Origin of the sequence: Thermoflexus sp. (assembly GCF_042408815.1) — a bacterium.
Taxonomy (GTDB): Bacteria; Chloroflexota; Anaerolineae; order Thermoflexales; family Thermoflexaceae; genus Thermoflexus.
This window is the reverse complement of record NZ_JBHOQR010000002.1, coordinates 92,867-109,865: the sequence shown is the minus strand read 5'-3', so window position 1 is coordinate 109,865 and position 16,999 is coordinate 92,867. Positions and strand designations below refer to the sequence as shown.

The 16,999-nt window shown below is 65.5% G+C and carries 14 protein-coding genes; 4 read left to right on the top strand and 10 right to left on the bottom strand.

The genetic code is table 11. The features are described 5' to 3' along the window. Positions 1–4: 4 nt before the first annotated feature. Positions 5–1,003, bottom strand: coding sequence for a prenyltransferase (locus tag ACFMO3_RS00680; RefSeq protein WP_376788505.1), 999 nt, complete (start codon positions 1,001–1,003; stop codon positions 5–7). Positions 1,004–1,107: 104 nt separating this feature from the next. On the opposite strand from ACFMO3_RS00680, the gene ACFMO3_RS00675 reads away from it, so the two are divergent. The 3 genes from ACFMO3_RS00675 to ACFMO3_RS00665 are packed head-to-tail and all read left to right on the top strand — an operon-like array spanning position 1,108 to position 3,770. Beyond that, the gene (locus tag ACFMO3_RS00675) at positions 1,108–2,166 is read left to right on the top strand and encodes an alpha/beta fold hydrolase (RefSeq protein ID WP_376788504.1); all 1,059 of its coding nucleotides are present in this window, start codon (positions 1,108–1,110) and stop codon (positions 2,164–2,166) included. A gap of 4 nt (positions 2,167–2,170) precedes the next feature. Then, positions 2,171–2,671, top strand: coding sequence for an NUDIX domain-containing protein (locus tag ACFMO3_RS00670; RefSeq protein WP_376788503.1), 501 nt, complete (start codon positions 2,171–2,173; stop codon positions 2,669–2,671). Positions 2,672–2,678: 7 nt separating this feature from the next. Next, positions 2,679–3,770 carry a sensor histidine kinase gene (locus ACFMO3_RS00665; protein ID WP_376788502.1) on the top strand — a complete coding sequence of 364 codons (1,092 nt, stop codon included), beginning with the start codon at positions 2,679–2,681 and terminating at the stop codon, positions 3,768–3,770. Between the two features lie 30 nt (positions 3,771–3,800). On the opposite strand, the gene ACFMO3_RS00660 is transcribed toward ACFMO3_RS00665, so the two are convergent. From ACFMO3_RS00660 to ACFMO3_RS00620, 9 genes are all read right to left on the bottom strand, one after another. Then, positions 3,801–4,535 carry a gamma-glutamyl-gamma-aminobutyrate hydrolase family protein gene (locus ACFMO3_RS00660; protein ID WP_376788501.1) on the bottom strand — a complete coding sequence of 245 codons (735 nt, stop codon included), beginning with the start codon at positions 4,533–4,535 and terminating at the stop codon, positions 3,801–3,803. A gap of 53 nt (positions 4,536–4,588) precedes the next feature. After that, positions 4,589–5,707, bottom strand: a complete 1,119-nt coding sequence (locus ACFMO3_RS00655; protein WP_376788500.1) for an amidohydrolase family protein — start codon at positions 5,705–5,707, stop codon at positions 4,589–4,591. Positions 5,708–5,721: 14 nt separating this feature from the next. After that, positions 5,722–7,068, bottom strand: coding sequence for a glutamine synthetase family protein (locus ACFMO3_RS00650; protein ID WP_376788499.1), 1,347 nt, complete (start codon positions 7,066–7,068; stop codon positions 5,722–5,724). Positions 7,069–7,176: 108 nt separating this feature from the next. Continuing rightward, positions 7,177–8,397 carry an ABC transporter substrate-binding protein gene (locus ACFMO3_RS00645; RefSeq protein ID WP_376788498.1) on the bottom strand — a complete coding sequence of 407 codons (1,221 nt, stop codon included), beginning with the start codon at positions 8,395–8,397 and terminating at the stop codon, positions 7,177–7,179. A 20-nt stretch (positions 8,398–8,417) separates the two neighbouring features. Further along, positions 8,418–9,512: a branched-chain amino acid ABC transporter permease gene (locus tag ACFMO3_RS00640; protein ID WP_376788497.1), complete on the bottom strand. Its 1,095-nt coding sequence runs from the start codon at positions 9,510–9,512 to the stop codon at positions 8,418–8,420. 1 nt (position 9,513) lies between these two features. Next, positions 9,514–10,422: a branched-chain amino acid ABC transporter permease gene (locus tag ACFMO3_RS00635; RefSeq protein ID WP_376788496.1), complete on the bottom strand. Its 909-nt coding sequence runs from the start codon at positions 10,420–10,422 to the stop codon at positions 9,514–9,516. A gap of 13 nt (positions 10,423–10,435) precedes the next feature. Then, a complete protein-coding gene (locus tag ACFMO3_RS00630) occupies positions 10,436–11,155 on the bottom strand; it encodes an ABC transporter ATP-binding protein (RefSeq protein WP_376788495.1) in 720 nt (239 codons plus the stop codon). Next, entirely contained in the window at positions 11,124–11,981 is an 858-nt protein-coding gene (locus ACFMO3_RS00625; RefSeq protein WP_376788494.1) for an ABC transporter ATP-binding protein, read from the bottom strand. The genes ACFMO3_RS00630 and ACFMO3_RS00625 overlap by 32 nt, the downstream gene beginning before the upstream one ends. 257 nt (positions 11,982–12,238) lie before the next feature. Then, positions 12,239–13,117, bottom strand: a complete 879-nt coding sequence (locus ACFMO3_RS00620) for a ParB/RepB/Spo0J family partition protein (RefSeq protein ID WP_376788493.1) — start codon at positions 13,115–13,117, stop codon at positions 12,239–12,241. Positions 13,118–13,574: 457 nt separating this feature from the next. On the opposite strand from ACFMO3_RS00620, the gene ACFMO3_RS00615 reads away from it, so the two are divergent. Beyond that, positions 13,575–16,973: a BTAD domain-containing putative transcriptional regulator gene (locus ACFMO3_RS00615; protein ID WP_376788492.1), complete on the top strand. Its 3,399-nt coding sequence runs from the start codon at positions 13,575–13,577 to the stop codon at positions 16,971–16,973. Positions 16,974–16,999 lie beyond the last annotated feature (26 nt).

The window sequence follows — 16,999 nt, the reverse complement described above, 5'->3', positions numbered from 1 at the left end:
CGTCTTATCCCATCGGGAGACGCACGGGGAAAAGGAGATTGAGCAGGAGCCCGGCCACAAACAGGGCGCCAGCACGGCGGTTGAACACGAAGGCCCATGAGACATACCAGAGCGGCCAAACCGGATAGCCGGGCGGCGGCTCGGCCGGGCGAGGACGGGCATAGGTTCGCAGCACATCCCATAGGCGCGGCAGGCCCAGCAGGGTGAGCAGCACCCACGGCCCCAGGACCCCCGTCAGAGCCAGCCCACCCACCACCAGGTAAAAAGCCACCATCAGCCCAGCGTTCAGGGCCCTTGCCCTCCGCTCTCCCAGCAGGACCGGCAACGTATGGATTCCCTGGGCGTGGTCCTGCTCCAGTTTGTCGATGTGCTTGCCGATGAGCACGGTGGATACCAGCAGCGCATACGGGATCGACGCCAGCCAGACCCACCCCGGAAGGGTCCCGGTGGTCGCGTAGAACGTGCCGCCGATCATCAGCGGCCCCCACACGATGAAGACCCCCAGCTCGCCCAGGCCGATGCGCTTCAGGCGCAGGGGCGGGGCCACATAGAACACGCTGATGAACAGCCCTGCCAGGGCGAAGGCCAGGATCGGCCAGCCGCGCAGCGCCGTCAGATAGAGGGCGATCGCGGCATCTAGGGCGTTGACCAGCAGGATGGCTCGCCGCAGCTGGGCACGCGTGACCAGGCCGGAAAGCACCGGATGGGGAGCATACTGGGCCCGCACATACTCCGCGGTATCCAGCCCGGTCTCCAGATCGAAGTAATCGTTGATCATATTGTTCGCCGCATGGGCCAGCAGTAGGCCGATAGTGGAGAGGGCGAAGGGCAGGGGCTCGAACCGTCCGGTCGCCACCGCCAGCAACCCTCCGATAGCGGCGGAGATTAGGGTCATGGGGAAAACGCAGCAGCGGACGATGAGCAGCCATTTCGAGACCGGATCCAGCGGGCGATCGGCCCGCAGGTTGCACGTGCGGTAGATCTCCAGCCAGTTCCGCCACATGGAGGATCCTCCGATGCGGGATCTCACCCACCGCGCCGGTTGCGCGCTCGCTCTTCCCCAGATAGATTGTAACCGGAGTCCGCCTGAACTTTAAGGAGCTGCCGATGCGGATCTTCCGCTACGGATGGATCGTGGTAGGCCTGGCGATAGCGAGCTGCACGGGGCGCGTGGCCTTGCCAGGCAGGATTTCCCCGGTCGCGATCCCCACCCCGACGCCAACCCCCGGGGAGGCCAGCCCGGCCGGGGTGTTCCTTCCGAGCCCGATGCCCACGACAACGGCCCAGCCCCTCCCGACGCCGACGCCGGATCCCTACGCGGATCTCACCATCGAGGCCTTGCGCCGGCGCGCCTACGGCGGCGGGTCTATCCGCCTTGAGCGCGTCCTGGCTGTCACCCCTGCCTTCACTCGCACCCTGTTCACCTATCCGAGCGACGGCTTGACCATCTACGGGTTTATGAACATCCCCCAGGGCAAAGGGCCGTTCCCCGTGGTGATCGTGCTGCATGGCTACGTGGATCCCGCGCGCTATTCGACCATGGCCTACACCACCCGCTATGCGGACGCCTTCGCCCGGGCCGGGTTCCTGGTCCTTCACCCCAACTACCGCAACTACCCGCCCTCCGATGAAGGCCCTAACATGTTTCGCGTGGGCTATGCGGTGGACGTATTGAATCTGATCGCCATGCTGCCCACGCTGCCCATGGCCCGGGCGGACGCGGTCGGCCTGTTCGGCCACTCCATGGGCGGCGGCATCGCCCTGCGGGTCCTGGCGGTGAACCCGACGATCCGCGCGGCCGTGCTTTACGGCTCGATGAGTGCCGATGAACGCAGGAACTTCGAGCGCATCTTCCAGTGGTCGGGAGGTGCCCGCGGCCGGGAGGAGCTGAGTGTCCCCGAGGAGATCCTCCGGCGGATCTCGCCCGCCGCTTACCTTGAGGACATCCGAACGCCCATTCAGATCCACCACGGCGCGGCGGACGCCACGGTGCCCCCCGAATGGTCTCGCGAGCTGTATGAGCGGCTGCGTGCCCTGGGCAAAACCGTGGAATGGTTTGAATACCCCGGGCAGCCTCATACGTTCCCCGCTGGCAGCCCGGCGGACCGTCTGCTCCTGGAGCGATCGATTGCTTTCTTCCAGAAGCATCTGGGCGGGGGAGAGTGAACCCATGGGACGAGGGGATCAAGGGAGCTCCGCCGGACGCTGGTCCGTGATCCCGCGGGTGCTGTGCTTCCTGTTCCGGGATGATCAGGTGCTGCTGCTGCGGCGTTCTCCGGCGAAGAAAATTTTCCCGGGGCGTTACAATGGCCTGGGCGGGCATGTGGAGCCCGGGGAGGACCTGCGCACCGCCGCCCGCCGGGAGATCGTGGAGGAGGCGGGCATCCCGGTGGAAACGCTCCGGCTGGCTGGCCTGATCACCGTGGACACCGGCGCTTCCCCGGGCGTCCTCATTGCGGTCTTCGTGGGGGAGGCCTCCGGGGAGCCAGCCGGCTCGACTCCCGAGGGGACGCTGGTCTGGACGCCGATCGCCCGGGTGCTGGAGCTGCCGGTGGTAGAAGATTTCCCGGCGCTCTGGCCCCGGGTGCTGCGCTTCCGGGAGACCGGCGAGCCCTTCTTCCTGAGCTACGCCTATGAGGCGCCAGACCATCTGATCATTCAGGAAGGGTGAGCCGATCGTGGATAGGGAAATCCGAACGGAACGGCTGGTGGAGCTAGGGCAGGCGCTGAGGCGGCTGCGGGATCCCCAGGCGATCCGCCGCACGGCCCTGGATTGGGCGCTGGCCCAAACGGGCGCCAGGGAAGGCGCGATCCTCATCTCGGAATCCGGGGCCTGGCGCTGCGCGATTGCCCATGGCGATCCCTCATCCTGGACGCAAGGGGGGGTGCTCCCGCCTGGTCAGGGATCCCGATGGATGCGGGTCGCTGACTCCGTCTGGCTCCTTCCCCTTGTGGAAAAAGAGCCGCCGGAGTGGCTCGGCCTTCGGGATCCAGGCCCGGGGACGTTGCAGGATGCGGCGGGATGGGAAGCGGCGAGGCTGCTGATCGGGATCGCCCTGGAGGCCGCCCGGGAGCGGGAGGCCCGCGACGCCTTCTTCTCCACCGCCGTCCACGAGCTGCGCCTGCCCATGACGAGCATGAAGGGATACACGGATCTGTTGCGGAAAGGCCTCGCCGGACCCCTGACGGAGAACCAGCAGCGCTTCCTGGAGACCATCCGAGCGAACATCGACCGGATGGCCACTCTGGTGAACGATCTGTTGGAACACTCCCGCATGGAGACCGGACGCTTGCGGCTGCGGGTGGAGCGGATCTCCCTGGAGGAGGCGCTGGAGGAAGCCCTGCGGCGGGTTCGGAAGGAGATCGAAGGGCGGAGCCATCGGCTCTCCCTGGATCTTCCGCAGGGTCTGCCTCCGGTGGCAGCGGATCGGGAGCGACTGGAGGGGATTCTGAGCAAGGTGCTGGACAACGCGGCGAAGTATACGCCGCCCGGCGGGGAGATCCGGGTTCGGGCAATGCATGCGGGAAGCGTGGTGATCTGCGAAGTGGAAGACACGGGGATCGGGATCGCACCTGCCGATCAGGCGCGGCTGTTTACTCCCTTCTGGCGTTCCGAAGATCCGCGCGTGCGGGAGGTCTCGGGCTTCGGGCTGAGCCTGGCCGTAGCGCGCGGCCTCCTCGAAACGATGGGCGGAGCGATCGAGGTAGAGAGCGCGCCGGGCCAGGGAACGCGGGTGCGGATTCGCCTGCCGGCCTATTCATCGGAGTAAGAAGTGAAATTCCAAGATGCGGAGTCTTGGCTATGAGCGGGCCGCTTCCACCAGCCAGCGGAACGGCCACAGATGCCGGGGATCATCTTCCACCAGCAGCTCGGGGTGCCATTGCACCCCCAGGGCCCGAATGGCATCGGGAGCCCATAGGAACGCTTCGACCACCCCATCCGGGGCCTCTGCGATGGGCTGGAGGGCGGGCGGACATTCCGCCCGGCGGCGGATCCCCTGATGATGGTAGGAGTTGACCTCCAGGACCTCGCCGATCCCATGGGCGTGGAGGAGATCCCGCAGGGCGAGCGGGGGATCCAGGCGCACCGGGTGGGCCCGGGCAGGCGGAGGGGCGTCGCTGTCGTGGGTCAGCTCGGTGACCTCTGGGAGATGCTGGCAGAGCACGGCACCGAAGGCCACCGCCAGCACCTGCGAGCCCCGGCAGATCCCCAGGATCGGCTTCCCCCGCGCCCGCGCGGCCTCCACCAGGGCGAACTCCAAGGCATCCCGGAGCGGATCCAATGGCCCGGTTCGAGGATGGAGGGGAGCCCCATAACGGGCCGGATCGATGTCGCAGCCTCCGGTCAGCAGGAAGCCATCCATCCGCTCGGCAAACTCGGGAGCTGCTTCCGGGAGGTTGGGGAGCATCACCGGCACCCCCCCCGCCCGCCACACCGCCTGCAGGTAAGCCGTCTCCGTGGCGCTCTGCGCGCGACCCAGCGAACCGGATTCCCGGATGTGTTTCACTGTGACCCCAATCCATGGTCGTCGCATGGGGTTCCTCCATAGTTTCGAAGCGCTATCGGGAACGGCAAGCCGTGGCTGGACTACAGGCCATACAGCGTTCGGGCGTTCCGCCGCAGGATGGCCTCCGCGGCCTCCTCGGCCTCCATGGCGGTGAGATCCCCCGCGCGGATCGTTTCCTCCAGCACCTCTCCCAGGATGCGCCGTCCCCAGCGCGCGCCCAGATAAAACAGCTCTGGGATCAGATGGGCGTCAGTAGAGAACATGATCTTGCTCAGGGGTGTGAATTCCAGAAAGGCACGCACCACGAACGCCATGCCCGATCGGCTCAGGAAGGGGATCGCCAGGCCCAGGTCGACGTAAACGTGAGGATAGACGGCGGCGAGATATCCCGCTTCGCGCGTGTAGGGGTAAGAGGCGTGCAACAGCACGAAGGGCACGCGCTGGAAGCTGGGATGCTCGAGCAGCGGCCGCAGGTGAAGGGGGTTGGCCCATCGCAGATCCAGGTCCGGATCCCCGAAGCCTGTGTGGAACTGAACGGGCAACCGGAGATGGGCGGCGGCCTCCAGCGTCCGCCACACCACCCAGTCATTCAGGGGCTTGTGGGCCAGCCGGAGGCGTTCCCCCCGCTCCGCCTGCTGGCGCATGGCCTGGAAGGCCGCCCGCGCCGCCTCCGGATCCGGGGGCTCGATAGCCAGGCCTGTCCGGTAGGCGACAATGGTCTTGAAGCCCACCACCTCGGGATCCGGCACGTGAAGGGCCGCCCGGAAAGCCTCCTCAAACGCTTCCCAGGAAGAAAGGGCCCCTATCCATTGCTCGGCCAGGAACTCCACTCGAAGCAGCCGGCGGACCTGTGCGAAGCGGTTGTGCCATTTCGTCGGCATCACCCGATCGGGCATGAACCCATCATCCAGAAGGATCGCCTCAAAGCCCGCGGCCGCAAAGCAGCGCCGGGCCACCTCCTCGAATCCCAGATGCTCGCGCACCTCGAGGATGGCCTCCAGCTTCGGCTCGCACCCCAGAAGCTCCGCGATCTCCCGCATGCTGCGGCGGAAAAAGATCGTCTCCCGGGCGTGACGGGTCACCACCTCGGCAGCATAGCCTTCCGTGAAGGCGGAAGGATAGGCGAAGTCCCGTGCGGATTCCGGCCGCAGCAGGTTGTGGGCATGCTGGTCGACGATGGGGATGGCCGAGAGATCCACCAGGCCCTCCCGAATCAGTAGCGTTCCAGAAGAATTCGCACTTCCTCTTCGTGGGGCATGTCCCGCATCGCTTCCCACTCCGCCCGTCGCACCGCGAGGTAGGAGCGGGCGAGTTCTGGCCCCAGGGCATGCAAAAGGATCTCATCCTGCTCCAGGGCGGCGATGGCCTCCCCCAGGCTCGAGGGCAGCGGCCGGATCCCTCGAGCCGCTCGCTCGGATTCCGGCAGATCGGCGGGATCCATCTGGACCGGCTCCCCCGGGTCGAGCCCTTTCTCAAGGCCGTCTAGCCCCGCGGCAATCACCGCCCCCAGCGCCAGATAGGGATTGCAGGAGGGGTCCACGGTCTTCAGTTCAACGTGGGTGATCGGCCGGCCGGCGGGAGGCTGGGGGACGCGAACCGCAGCCTCCCGGTTGCCGTATCCCCAGCAGGTGAAGGCCCCACTCCAGAAGCGCGGGCGGATCCGTTTGAAGGAATTGGGGCTGGGGGTGGTGAAAGCCATCAGGGCAGGCAGGTGCTGGAGGATCCCGGCGATGAACGCCCGCGCCTCGGCCGAAAGGGCGTCGGGACGGCGGGGGTCCGCGGTGCGGTTGCGATCGCCCCGCCACAGGCTGAAGTGAAGATGGGCGCCGCTGCCCGCTTGCTCAGGGAAGATCTTGGGAACAAAGGAGGCGATCAGGCCGTGACGGCGAGCGACCGCGCGGACTGTCTCCCGGAAGACGATCTGGTTGTCGGCCGCCCGCAGGGCTTCCGCATACCGGATCGGCATCTCGAACTGGCCCGGACCGGATTCTGCGTAGATCATCTCCGGCACGATCCCCTGGGCCTCCAGGGCAGCGGTGAGCTCCTCGAGCAACGGCGCTGCAGCGTCCAGGGCAGCCGTCTGGGCGAAAACCGTCGCATCCGCTGGGAGCACCGAATCCCCCTCCCGCCGGAGCAGATAGAATTCGTTCTCGAAGGCAGCCATGATGCGCCATCCGCGACGCCCTGCCTGTTCGATCATTCGGCGGAGGAACGAGCGCGGGCAATGGGGCCATGGCGCATCTCCCTCGTAGATATCCGTGAGCACCCGAGCATGGCCGGGGGCGTAGGGCAGCGGAGTGAAGGTGGACCAGTCCGCCCGCATATGGACCTCGCCGGCGGGGGTGAGCCCGGAACCCGGGGCGAGGGCATCCATCATCACCGGGAGGGCCTGCTGAGCGGCCGCGATGCCCACCCCCGCTCCCTCCAGGTAGTCCTCCAGGAAAGCCGTGTGGACCGCCTTGGCCCGGATGAGGCCGGCGTTGTCGCACCAGATGAAACGCACATAGCGGATCTGGTGGGTGCGGATCGCGGCGAGAACCTCGCTCTTCCCAAGTGCCATGTTCCTAGCCTCCCTCCAGTCAGGTGGGGTGAAGAAACCACGACGAGGGATCATCCGGTCCAGGACAGGGCCAAGCCTGTCCCGGACCGGAGGCCAGGGAATCTTCGCTCAAGGGGCGGGGACCTTCTGAGGGACACGCTCGGCGGCCAGGGTGAACTTCCCACCCTTCACCTCAATCACCGTCACTCCCTTCTGGGGGATGTGAGATTGGGGCGAGTAACGGATCACCCCGGTGACCGCTGGGAAGTCCTGGATGCTCTCCAGCGCCTTTTTGATCGCCTGGCCATCGGTGGAGCCGGCGCGTCGGATGGCCTCGGCCAGCACATACACGGCGTCGTAACCTAAGGCGGCGAAGACCGCCTCTGGCTCCGTCCCGTATTTCTGTTTGTAGGCGGCGACGAACTTGCGCACCCGCTCGTTCGGCGAGTCAGCAGCGAGCAGGGAGTGAGTGGTGAAGAACACGTTCTCGGCCGCTGATCCGGCCACCTGGATCAACAAAGGGGTGTCATACCCATCACCGCCGACGATCGGCCCGGTGATGCCGGCATTGCGGAACTGCTTCACGATGGTCCCCACATCGTCAGGTAGGGCCGCGATGTAATAGAAAGCCGGCTGCTGGGAGAGGGCCTTCACCTTGGCGATCTGGGCCGAGAAATCCTTGTCGCCGGACTGATAGGTGTCCTCCAGCACGATGGTGCCACCCAGCTCGGTGAAGCGCTCCTTAAAGTATTTGGCCAGCACCGTCGTGTATTCAGCCCCCTTATCCCACAGCAGATAGGCGGTCTTGCCGAACTTCTCGAAGGCGAACTCCGCCCCCACCGCGGCCTGCACGTTATCCCCGAAGGGGGCCAGGAAGAGCATATCCCCCACCTGCCCGGGCAGGCGTGGCGAGGTGGCCCCTACCGTGAGGAAGGGGATCCCAGCTCGCTGGCAGATCGGGCCGGCCGCCAGGACGTAGTCTGAATCGTTGAAGCCGATGACGGCCACCACCTGATCCTGCTCGATCAGCTGGGTGACAACGGTAGCCGCCGTGGCCGGGTCCGTTTTGGTATCGCGGATCAGCAGTTCGATGGGGCGGCCCATTACACCGCCAGCGGCGTTGATCTCCTCAGCGGCCAGTCGGGCCCCATTGGCCGCTGGGACATCGATCGAGGCCATTCCGCCGGTCAGATTGAAGGGCGCGCCGATGCGGATCGGTGCACCGCCCCCAGGCGGGGAGGCGGGAGGGGCGGTCGGGGTGAGGGCAGGAGGCGGGGCCGCTGGCTGACAGGCAGCTGCCGCGAGAAGGAAAACCAGAACCAGAGCCATCCATAGACGCAGCGGGCGCATGGCTATCCCTCCTTGAAAAATTAAGGATCTGCCTTCCGAACGCGCGGAGCTTCCAGGGTTGTTTTCCGCCGTGCGAGCCAGCGCTCCAGGCGTTCAGCGATGGCCTCGAATCGGAGCTCCTGATCGCCCAGCAACCCCTGACGGCGGAAAGTCATCAATCCCATCAGCAGCACAGCCAGGCCGATCTGGCTCAGACCGTAGAGGGGGCCGATCGTGAGGGAACCGATGGTGAGTCCCGGCTCCAGGTTCCGGAGCGCCTCTGTGGCGGCCATCACCAGCAGCGTCCCAAGGATCGATCCAGTGACGCTGCCCATCCCCCCCACGATCATCATCACGATGATCTCAAAGGTCTTGGAGAAATAGAAGGCGTTCGGAGAGAAGGCGGTGAGGAAATGGGCCCACAGCCCCCCAGCGATTCCGGTGAAGAAAGCGCTGATCCCGAAGGCGATCCGCCGCATCTGAGCGATGGACACCCCCACGCTTTTCGCGGCCCATGGATCGTCGCGGGCGGCCATGAGCTGCAGGCCCAGGGGCGAATGCTTCAGGCGCCAGGCGATATAGACGTTCAAAAGGGCCCACAGGGCTGCCCAACCCATGGTGGTGAACGGGGGCACGCCCGCGAACGTGCGGGTCCCCCGGGTGAAGGCCTCGGCGTTGATCAAGATCACCCGGGTGATCACCAGAAAGCCCAGGGTGGCCACGGCGACGAAATGCCCGCTCAGCCGCAGAACCGGGATGCCGATAAGGAGGGCAACGATCGCCGCAACCAGGCCGCCCAGGATGAGCGCTGGAAGGAAGGGCAGGGCGATCGAGGCCAGCGGAGCGGGCAAATCGGGTAGATTGACCGCCTTCTGATTAACCGGAAGCGTCAAGATGGCAGAAGCGTAGGCACCTAGGGCCATGAAGCCGATGTGACCCAGGGAGAACACGCCAGTGAACCCGGTGAAGAGGTTCAAGCTCACCACCAGCATCAGGTTGATCAGGAACAGGACGGCGAGGCGTTGAAGATAAGCGTTCCCCCCGCGTTCCAGCGCCAGATAGGCGCCGGCGAGCAGCAACGCCAGGAAACCCTGCAGCGCCCAGCTCCATTCCCGTCGGATCGATGGGCTGATCATCTCACACCCGCTCCGCTTCCAGATAGCCCAGCACGCCGCCCGGCCGCACCAATAGGATCAGGATCAAGATCCCATACACCAAGGCATCCCGATAACCCACCACTCCGGCGGGCAGGAGGCCCTGGAGCGCGATCTCCAGAGCGCCCAGGAGATAGCCTCCCAGCACCGCCCCCGGGATCGTTCCGAAGCCGCCGATCACGCAGGCCACAAAGGCTTTCAGAACCGGCTCAAAACCCATCCCCGGGTTGATGGTCCCTACGTGAGCGGTCCAGAACAGAACGGCCAGGCCGGCCATGGCCGACCCAATGGCGAAGGCCAGCACCGTGACCTTCCCGATCTCGATGCCCAGGAGTTGCGCGGCCGTGGGGTTCTCCGCCGCTGCCCGCATCGCTAGGCCCAGACGGGTACGGGTCACAAAGAGCCCCAGCCCGCCCAGCGCGAGCAATGCCCCTCCCAATGCCCAGAGATGAATGGACGGCAGGAACAGGTTCCCGCCCGGGTGGAAGACCCGGGTAAGAACTTCGGGCATGGGGAAGGGGCGGGATCGCGGGGAGAACAAAAGGATGGCCACGTTCTCCAGGAGGACCGCCACCGCGAAGGAGTTGAGCAGCAGCACCACATCCGGGGCGCCCCGCACCGGCCGGTAAGCGATCCGCTCCATGAGCACGCCCAGGGCCGCCGCGCCGGCGAGGGCGCCGAGCGCCACGAGCGGGAAGGGCATCCCCCGTTGAAGCAGGAGAAGGCCGATGTAAGCGCTGGCCATCATCACCGTCCCATGGGCGAAGTTGATCAGCCGCATCACGCCGAAGACCATGGCCAGGCCGACGGCCATCAGGGCATACTGGCTGCCCAGCCCCAGGGCGTTGATCAGCTGCTGGATCCAGAACTCCGGGGAGCTGAGGGCCTGCATCGGATCTCCCCCTTCAGCGACCGAGATAAATACGGATCAGATCCGGGTTCTCCCGCAGGCGATCGGCAGCATCCGCCAGGACTAGCCGGCCGGCCTCCAGCACATAGGCGCGGTCGGCGATCTCCAGGGCTTTCTCCGCGTTCTGCTCGACGATCAGCATCGTCAGCCCCTGGGCCTTCAACTGCGCCAGCGCCTCGAAGACCTCGTCCACCACGCGTGGAGCCAGCCCCAGGGACGGCTCATCCAGCAAGAGAACCTCCGGGTCGGCCATGAGGGCGCGGGCGATGGCCAGCATTTGCTGCTGCCCGCCGGAGAGCAGGCCCGCTGGGTGATGCAGACGTTCCTTCAACATCGGAAAGAGGGCGAGGGCCCGCTCCAGATTGCGGCGTTCCCGAGCCGGATCCCGCAGACGATAGCCGCCCAGGATCAGGTTCTCCCGAACGGTCAGGTTTTTGAAAATCTGGCGGCCCTCGGGGCACTGGATGATCCCCAACTGGGCGATGGTTGCAGGAGGGCGCCCGGTGATCTCATAACCCCGATACAGCACCTGGCCCCGCACCGGTCGCAGAAGACCGGAGATCACCCGCAGCGTGGTGGTCTTGCCGGCTCCATTCGGCCCCAGCAGGGCCACTACTTCACCGGGCCCGAGGCTCAGGGACAGGCCATGTAGGGCGCGGATTGCCCCGTAAGCGGCCTCCAGATTACGCAGCTCCAGAACGGCCGGGCCGTCCAAGGAAGGCCTCCCGAACCAGGGGATTGTGGCGGATCTCCTCCGGGGTCCCCTCCGCGAGCAGGGCGCCGGAGCTCAGCACGTGCAGGCGCGGACAGAAACGCATCACCACCGGCATATCATGGGCCACCATCACAATCGCCATCCGCCGCGCCCGATGCAGCCGGCTCAGCAGATCGATCAGCGCTTCGCTCTCCTCTGGATGCAGCCCGGCCGTCGGCTCGTCCAGCAGGAGCAGCGAGGGCTCCAGGGCCAGGGCGCGGGCGATCTCCACCCGTCGCTGGTCTCCATAAGAGAGCGCGCTGGCTGGCCGATGGGCCAGATGGGCGATCCCCATTTGCTCCATCAGCGCCATCGACCGTTCTCGCAGCTCCCGAACCCGTCGACGCCCAGGTCCGAACCCGAAGAGCGTGGATAGCCCATCCGGAGGATAACGGGCGGTCATGGCCACCATCACGTTTTCCAGAGCCGTCAGGGAGGGAAACAGCCGGATGTTCTGAAACGTCCGGGCAATCCCCAGCTTCGGGATGCGATGGGTGGGAAGGCGCGTGAGATCTCGCCCGCGGAAGCGAATGGATCCTCCATCCGGCCGGATGAAACCGCTCAGCAGGTTGATCAGGGTTGTCTTGCCCGCGCCGTTCGGCCCGATCACCCCCAGGATTTCCCCCTCCCGAAGGGTCAGCCGGTAATCCCGCAACGCCACCACCCCCTGGAACCGCTTGGTTAAACCCTCAACCGCCAGTAAGGGGATAGAGGGGGAGGAGATCCCCATCCCTTCCCGCAAGGGGTTCCCCATCGTAGGGGACGGGACAACCGATGCCGATCCCATGGCCTGGCCCTCTCAACGACTGAATGCACAAATGTGAATATATGTACAATTTTGACTTATTGTATGGAAGTGGAGGGAATTTGTCAAGCAGCCCTCTTGGGAAACCCAGGCTTTCCGAGTTAAACCCCCTCTGGGGAGGATCCCGTGGTGTCGAAAACTTGACCTTCCAGTTAACCGGGAGGTTTATCCTGGCAGGATGATGGGGATCCTCATGCGAGCACGTCATCGCCATGCTGGATCGGACGATGCCCCCTCTTCTACTCCTCCACCTCAGCAGCCACCTGGGCCAGCTCCTCCGCCGTCACCGCCTCTACGTTGTAACGGGCCAGACCATCGCGAATGCGAGCCATCACCTCATCAAAGGACATCGTCACGATCCGCTTGCGGCGGATCGGATTCACCTGGGAAAGCACGGCCTGCTTGAGGAAGGGATAGCGGATCCCTTTCTCATGCAAGGCCTCCAGGATGGGTTCCACCAGCTGGTCAATGGTCTCAATAACCTGCGCCCGGCGCTCCCGCTCCCCGATCGCTTCCCGCAGCGGCAGATCCAGGAAGCGATCGACCTTGCGCAGGATCGGCACATAGCCGGCCCCAGCGAACCGTTCCTTCCGATCATACAGGATGCCCAGGGTGATCAGATGGGCCTCCTCGAACTGGAAGGCAAAAGTCCGTTCCGGCGCCTCTGGATGCTCCCCCCGGAGGGTTCGATACATCCGGAGGACCTCCAGCGCCTTTTCCCGGAGGTTGTGGGCCTTCTCTGTGTTGAGGCTGAGGATGTGATAGGCCACCGACGGATCCGGGATCAGGATGGCCATAATGGTCCGGGCCCCCAGCTGGGCCATCGCCTCCCGCCGGTGGTTGCCGTTGGGGGTCCAGTAGCGGCCATCCGGCGTTCGGACGGCCACGATGGGGTCAATGAAGCGGCCGATCTCCCGAATGACCGATTTCAGCCGCTCCACATGGTGAGGGGAAAGATCCCGCTGGTAGGGGGTGGGCTCCACGCGATCCAGCGGCAGCTCCACCAGGAGTTGCCAGCGGCGGGCGTAGGGCTCTGGATAAGCCGCCCATACAATGCCCCCGTCTGCCTCCACCTGCCGGATGAGCGGCTGGATCTCCTCGGGCACTTCCCGGAACATGGCCCTCCCCTCCGGCGAGGGATGCAGCGCACGACCGAATCCAGAACACCTCAGGGCGGATGTTTCCTCTTTGGATCCGGCGAGCACGGAAGGAAGGATTCGACCCGTTCAACTCCAACCTCCCGGATAGGAAGCCAGATTGGCCCTCCCGAAAATTATACCAGCTTTACAAATCCCTTGCCCTTCCCACCCCGCAGGTCTTCCGGCCAGGTCACCTCTTTCTAGGCCATAGGCGATACCTCCTTCTTTTTCGTCCTTTGTCCTCTTGCCTATGGCCCCTCTATTTACCACCTCACCCTTAAGACCACCTACTGAACGCTCGTTGGGCAAGGGGGAACTGGTCATTTTGAGCATTCCTGGCCATAATGGTCATGGTTCTTTCGTCACGTCGCGGTCTCGTCGCCTTGGCTGGTGGTGAACGGATCGTCCCACCCGACAGGGATGTCGAGGGGGACGTGTGTATCGCGGAAAAGTCCTGCTGTTGGGCACTGTGCAGATCCTCAGCGCCCAGGGGGAGCCGCTGGAAGCGCCTTCCCCACGTCTTCAGGCGCTTTGTGTGTACTTAGCGCTTCATCAGGGCGAACCCCTGGATCGGCGCCGCTTGGCCTTTCAGATATGGCCCAACGTGTCGGAACCCGCGGCCCGGCGTAACTTGCGCCAGTACTTGCATCGGCTGCGCCTTCACCTTCGCCCCCTGGATCCTGAGGGAACCCTTATCGTAGCGGATGGGGGCATCATTGTGTTCGATGCCGAGCGATCGCTCTGGGTCGACGTCCTCGCGTTTCGCGAACAGTTGCAGCGTGCGGCGGCTTCAGATGGCGCGGTGCGCCTGGCCGCGCTGCGGCGGGCAGTCGACTTGTACCAGGGAGATTTGGCACCGTCCGTGTACGACGAGTGGTGCAACACGGAACGCGAACGGTTGCGCCAGCAGTATGAGCGGGCATTGGAGCAACTGGTTGCCGCATACGAGGCGGACCGTCGATGGGATGAGGTAGCCTACTGGGCTGAGCGGGCGCTTCAGGTGAACCCCCTCCAGGAGTCCATGTACCACAAGCTGATGCTGGCGTACGCGCAGCTGGGCGATCGGGCTCAGGCGTTGGCCGTGTACGAGCGGTGTCGTAATACGTTGCAGGACGCGTTGGGGGTGGAACCGCTGCCCGAAACGCAGCGCTTGTATCAGGCCCTGCGCCGTGGGGAGCCCGCGCCCCCGCGGGAAGCTCGTCCCGTAGGAGCTGTGGAAGAAGAGCGCCGGCCGGCCTCGGAACCTAGCGAACCCCCTGCGGGATCGAACGTCGTGCCGGCATCGTCGCGCCGATGGGTTGTGCCGCCCCTGATCGGCCGTGAGGAGGACTTGCGCTGGCTTCACGCGGCGGTAGCCGAGGCGCAGCCGAGGGGGGTGCTTCTCCTCATTGAAGGGGAAGCCGGCATCGGGAAGACACGCCTGGTCAGCGAGTGGGTGTCGCAGTTGCGCCCCGCGTTTCGCGTGTTGAGGGTTGAGGCCGGTGAGTTCGGTCACATCATCCCTTATCACACCCTGAAGGCCCTTTTGGAAGAGCACGCGGCCACCCTGCCGTGGGACACGCTGGCTTACAAGGATCGGTGGGCATGGGCCGTGGCGCACCTGTTGCCCCCGTGGGATCAAGCCCCTGTTCCCCTTTCGGGCACGACGGCCGTGACAACAGACCACTGGATGTTGATGGAAGGCTTGGGGTGGCTGTTCCAGGCGCTGGTGGAGGAAGGGCCTGTCCTTCTCTGGGTCGACGACGCGCACTGGGCGGATCACCCGACGTGGCAGACCCTCGCGTACTTGGCCCAGCGGTTAACCCCTCACCTCCCATTGTACGTTGTCCTCTCCTTCCGCCCGGAAGAACTGAGCGAACCCCTTCGCCAAATTCGGCGCCGTCTCTTGCGATCCGGGTTGGCTCGCGCCCGGTCGTTGAGCCGGTTAGGGCGGAAGGACACCTTCGCGCTGGCCCGAAGTGTTCTGGGGCCGCACGTGGACCCGGATGTGCTGGAGCGATTGTACACCCTAACAGAGGGCAACCCGTTGTTCGTCATCGAAATGGCCCGGACGATCATGACCCAGCCCGCGCGGCGGTGGTTCTACTATGTGCCCAAACCCCACGAGATCCCGTTGCCCCAGCGGGTGCGGGCCATCGTGGAGTCCCGGGTGGACACGCTCTCGCCGCCCGCGCGGGAGTTGTTGCAGGTGGCCGCGGTTGTCGGGCGGACGTTTTCCGTAGCTACGGTGCAACAGTTGGCGGAAGTGGAAGAGCCGGTGCTTCTCAACGCTTTGGACGAGTGGTTGCACCGCGGGTTGGTGGAGGAGACGGAGAACGGGTACGCGTTCTCCCACACGTTAATTTGGCAAGGGATATACCACCAGTTGTCCACCGCGCGGCGGCAGTGGCTTCACCGCCGCCTGGCCGAGATGTTGGAGCAGAGCGGTCAAGCGCCCGCGGCGTTGGTGGCGCAGCACTACGCGGCCAGCGACCGCGCGCACAAAGCGCTGCCTTTCTTCATGGCCGCTGCGGACGAGGCGTTGCGAGCCCGCTCATACGAGGAGGCGAAAGCGTGCGCGCTGGAAGTGCTGCGCATTTGGCAGCAAACGCCATACGAGTCTGTGGAACGGGATATCGCGCGGGTGGACGTGAACTTGCAGTTGGCCCACGCATACACCCTGAGCGGCCTCGTGGACGAGGCGGTGGCGATCCTCGAAGAAACCCGCGAACTCGCGGAACGGCTGGGAGACCCGGCTCGACTGGCCCGGGTGTTCTTCCGGCTGGCGCAGGCGTTTTGGCATCAGGGGAACCCGCGAGCGGCCCAGGACCAGGCTCGTTCCGCGTTGCACTGGGCAGAACTTGCCCAGGAGGCGCGGGTGCACGCGGCGGCTTTACGCATGTTGGGCCGCACCGGGATTGTGCTCTCCGCGTTCGATGACGCCATTATGGCCCTGCGGCGCCACTTGGACGAGGTGCCGTCTGATGATCCGTCTCAGGTAAGCGTGTGGAGCTATCTGGCCGTGGCCTGGGCTCGGGTGGGCCACTGGTCGCAAGCCTTTGCCGCCGCGGAGCGGGCCGTGGCCTTGGCCGAGCAGCAGCCCAGTCCCATGAACCAGGCCTTGGCCTACCTTCACCACGGCTTCGTGTGGTTGGAGCGCCTCCAGTGGGGGCAGGCCGAGCGGCTGAGCCGGCAGGCCCTGGAGCGGGTAGCCAGTGAGCCCTTTACGCCGGTGTACTTTATGGCCAAGGCAGTGCACGCGTACGCCCAAGGCATGTTGGGCCGCGGGACAGAGGCGATCAACGCTCTCCAAGAGGTGTTGCAGCGGGCAGCCGAGGAGCGCTACCGGGTGCTGATCCATCTGCCTTATTACTTCCTGGCCCACGTGTACTTCCACCATGCCGCTTACACCGACGCCTTGGCAACGGTTCGGCGGGCGATGGAGCTGGCCGGTCAAGCGGGTGATCGCTGGGCTATGGCGGTTGCCCTCCGGTTGGAGGCGGAGATCCTGAGCGCGCTGCCGCATCCCGACTGGCGGGGGATTGAAGAACGGTTGGTGCGCAGCGTGGACATTCTCCGGCAAGTGCGCGCGCGGCCGGATTTGGCCCGCGCCTACCTCAGTCTGCGGCGGCTGTACGACCGCGCGGCCCGCATGGCATGGGCGGTCGATTGCCACTTCCGAGCCATTTCCCTCTTCGAGGAGATGGGGATGCTCGAGGAGCTGCGCGCGGCCCAAGGCCAAGCGCGGCGCCCTCCCCGGCCCGCCCCCAGCGCCCTTACCGCCCCCCTGGCCGGCCCTTCGTGGTTGCGAGGTCAACGCGCGGAAACGGAGGCCTCAGAACACAAAAGTCGCTAAGCCCACCACCTCGCGGCCGTTACTGT

Excerpts from the sequence above, each read along its gene's own strand:
- ACFMO3_RS00635 (WP_376788496.1), bottom strand. The coding sequence starts at position 10,422 with ATGCAGGCCCTCAGCTCCCCGGAGTTCTGGATCCAGCAGCTGATCAAC.
- ACFMO3_RS00645 (WP_376788498.1), bottom strand. The coding sequence starts at position 8,397 with ATGCGCCCGCTGCGTCTATGGATGGCTCTGGTTCTGGTTTTCCTTCTC.
- ACFMO3_RS00625 (WP_376788494.1), bottom strand. The coding sequence starts at position 11,981 with ATGGGATCGGCATCGGTTGTCCCGTCCCCTACGATGGGGAACCCCTTG.
- ACFMO3_RS00640 (WP_376788497.1), bottom strand. The coding sequence starts at position 9,512 with ATGATCAGCCCATCGATCCGACGGGAATGGAGCTGGGCGCTGCAGGGT.
- ACFMO3_RS00650 (WP_376788499.1), bottom strand. The coding sequence starts at position 7,068 with ATGGCACTTGGGAAGAGCGAGGTTCTCGCCGCGATCCGCACCCACCAG.
- ACFMO3_RS00675 (WP_376788504.1), top strand. The coding sequence starts at position 1,108 with ATGCGGATCTTCCGCTACGGATGGATCGTGGTAGGCCTGGCGATAGCG.
- ACFMO3_RS00680 (WP_376788505.1), bottom strand. The coding sequence starts at position 1,003 with ATGTGGCGGAACTGGCTGGAGATCTACCGCACGTGCAACCTGCGGGCC.
- ACFMO3_RS00620 (WP_376788493.1), bottom strand. The coding sequence starts at position 13,117 with ATGTTCCGGGAAGTGCCCGAGGAGATCCAGCCGCTCATCCGGCAGGTG.
- ACFMO3_RS00660 (WP_376788501.1), bottom strand. The coding sequence starts at position 4,535 with ATGCGACGACCATGGATTGGGGTCACAGTGAAACACATCCGGGAATCC.
- ACFMO3_RS00670 (WP_376788503.1), top strand. The coding sequence starts at position 2,171 with ATGGGACGAGGGGATCAAGGGAGCTCCGCCGGACGCTGGTCCGTGATC.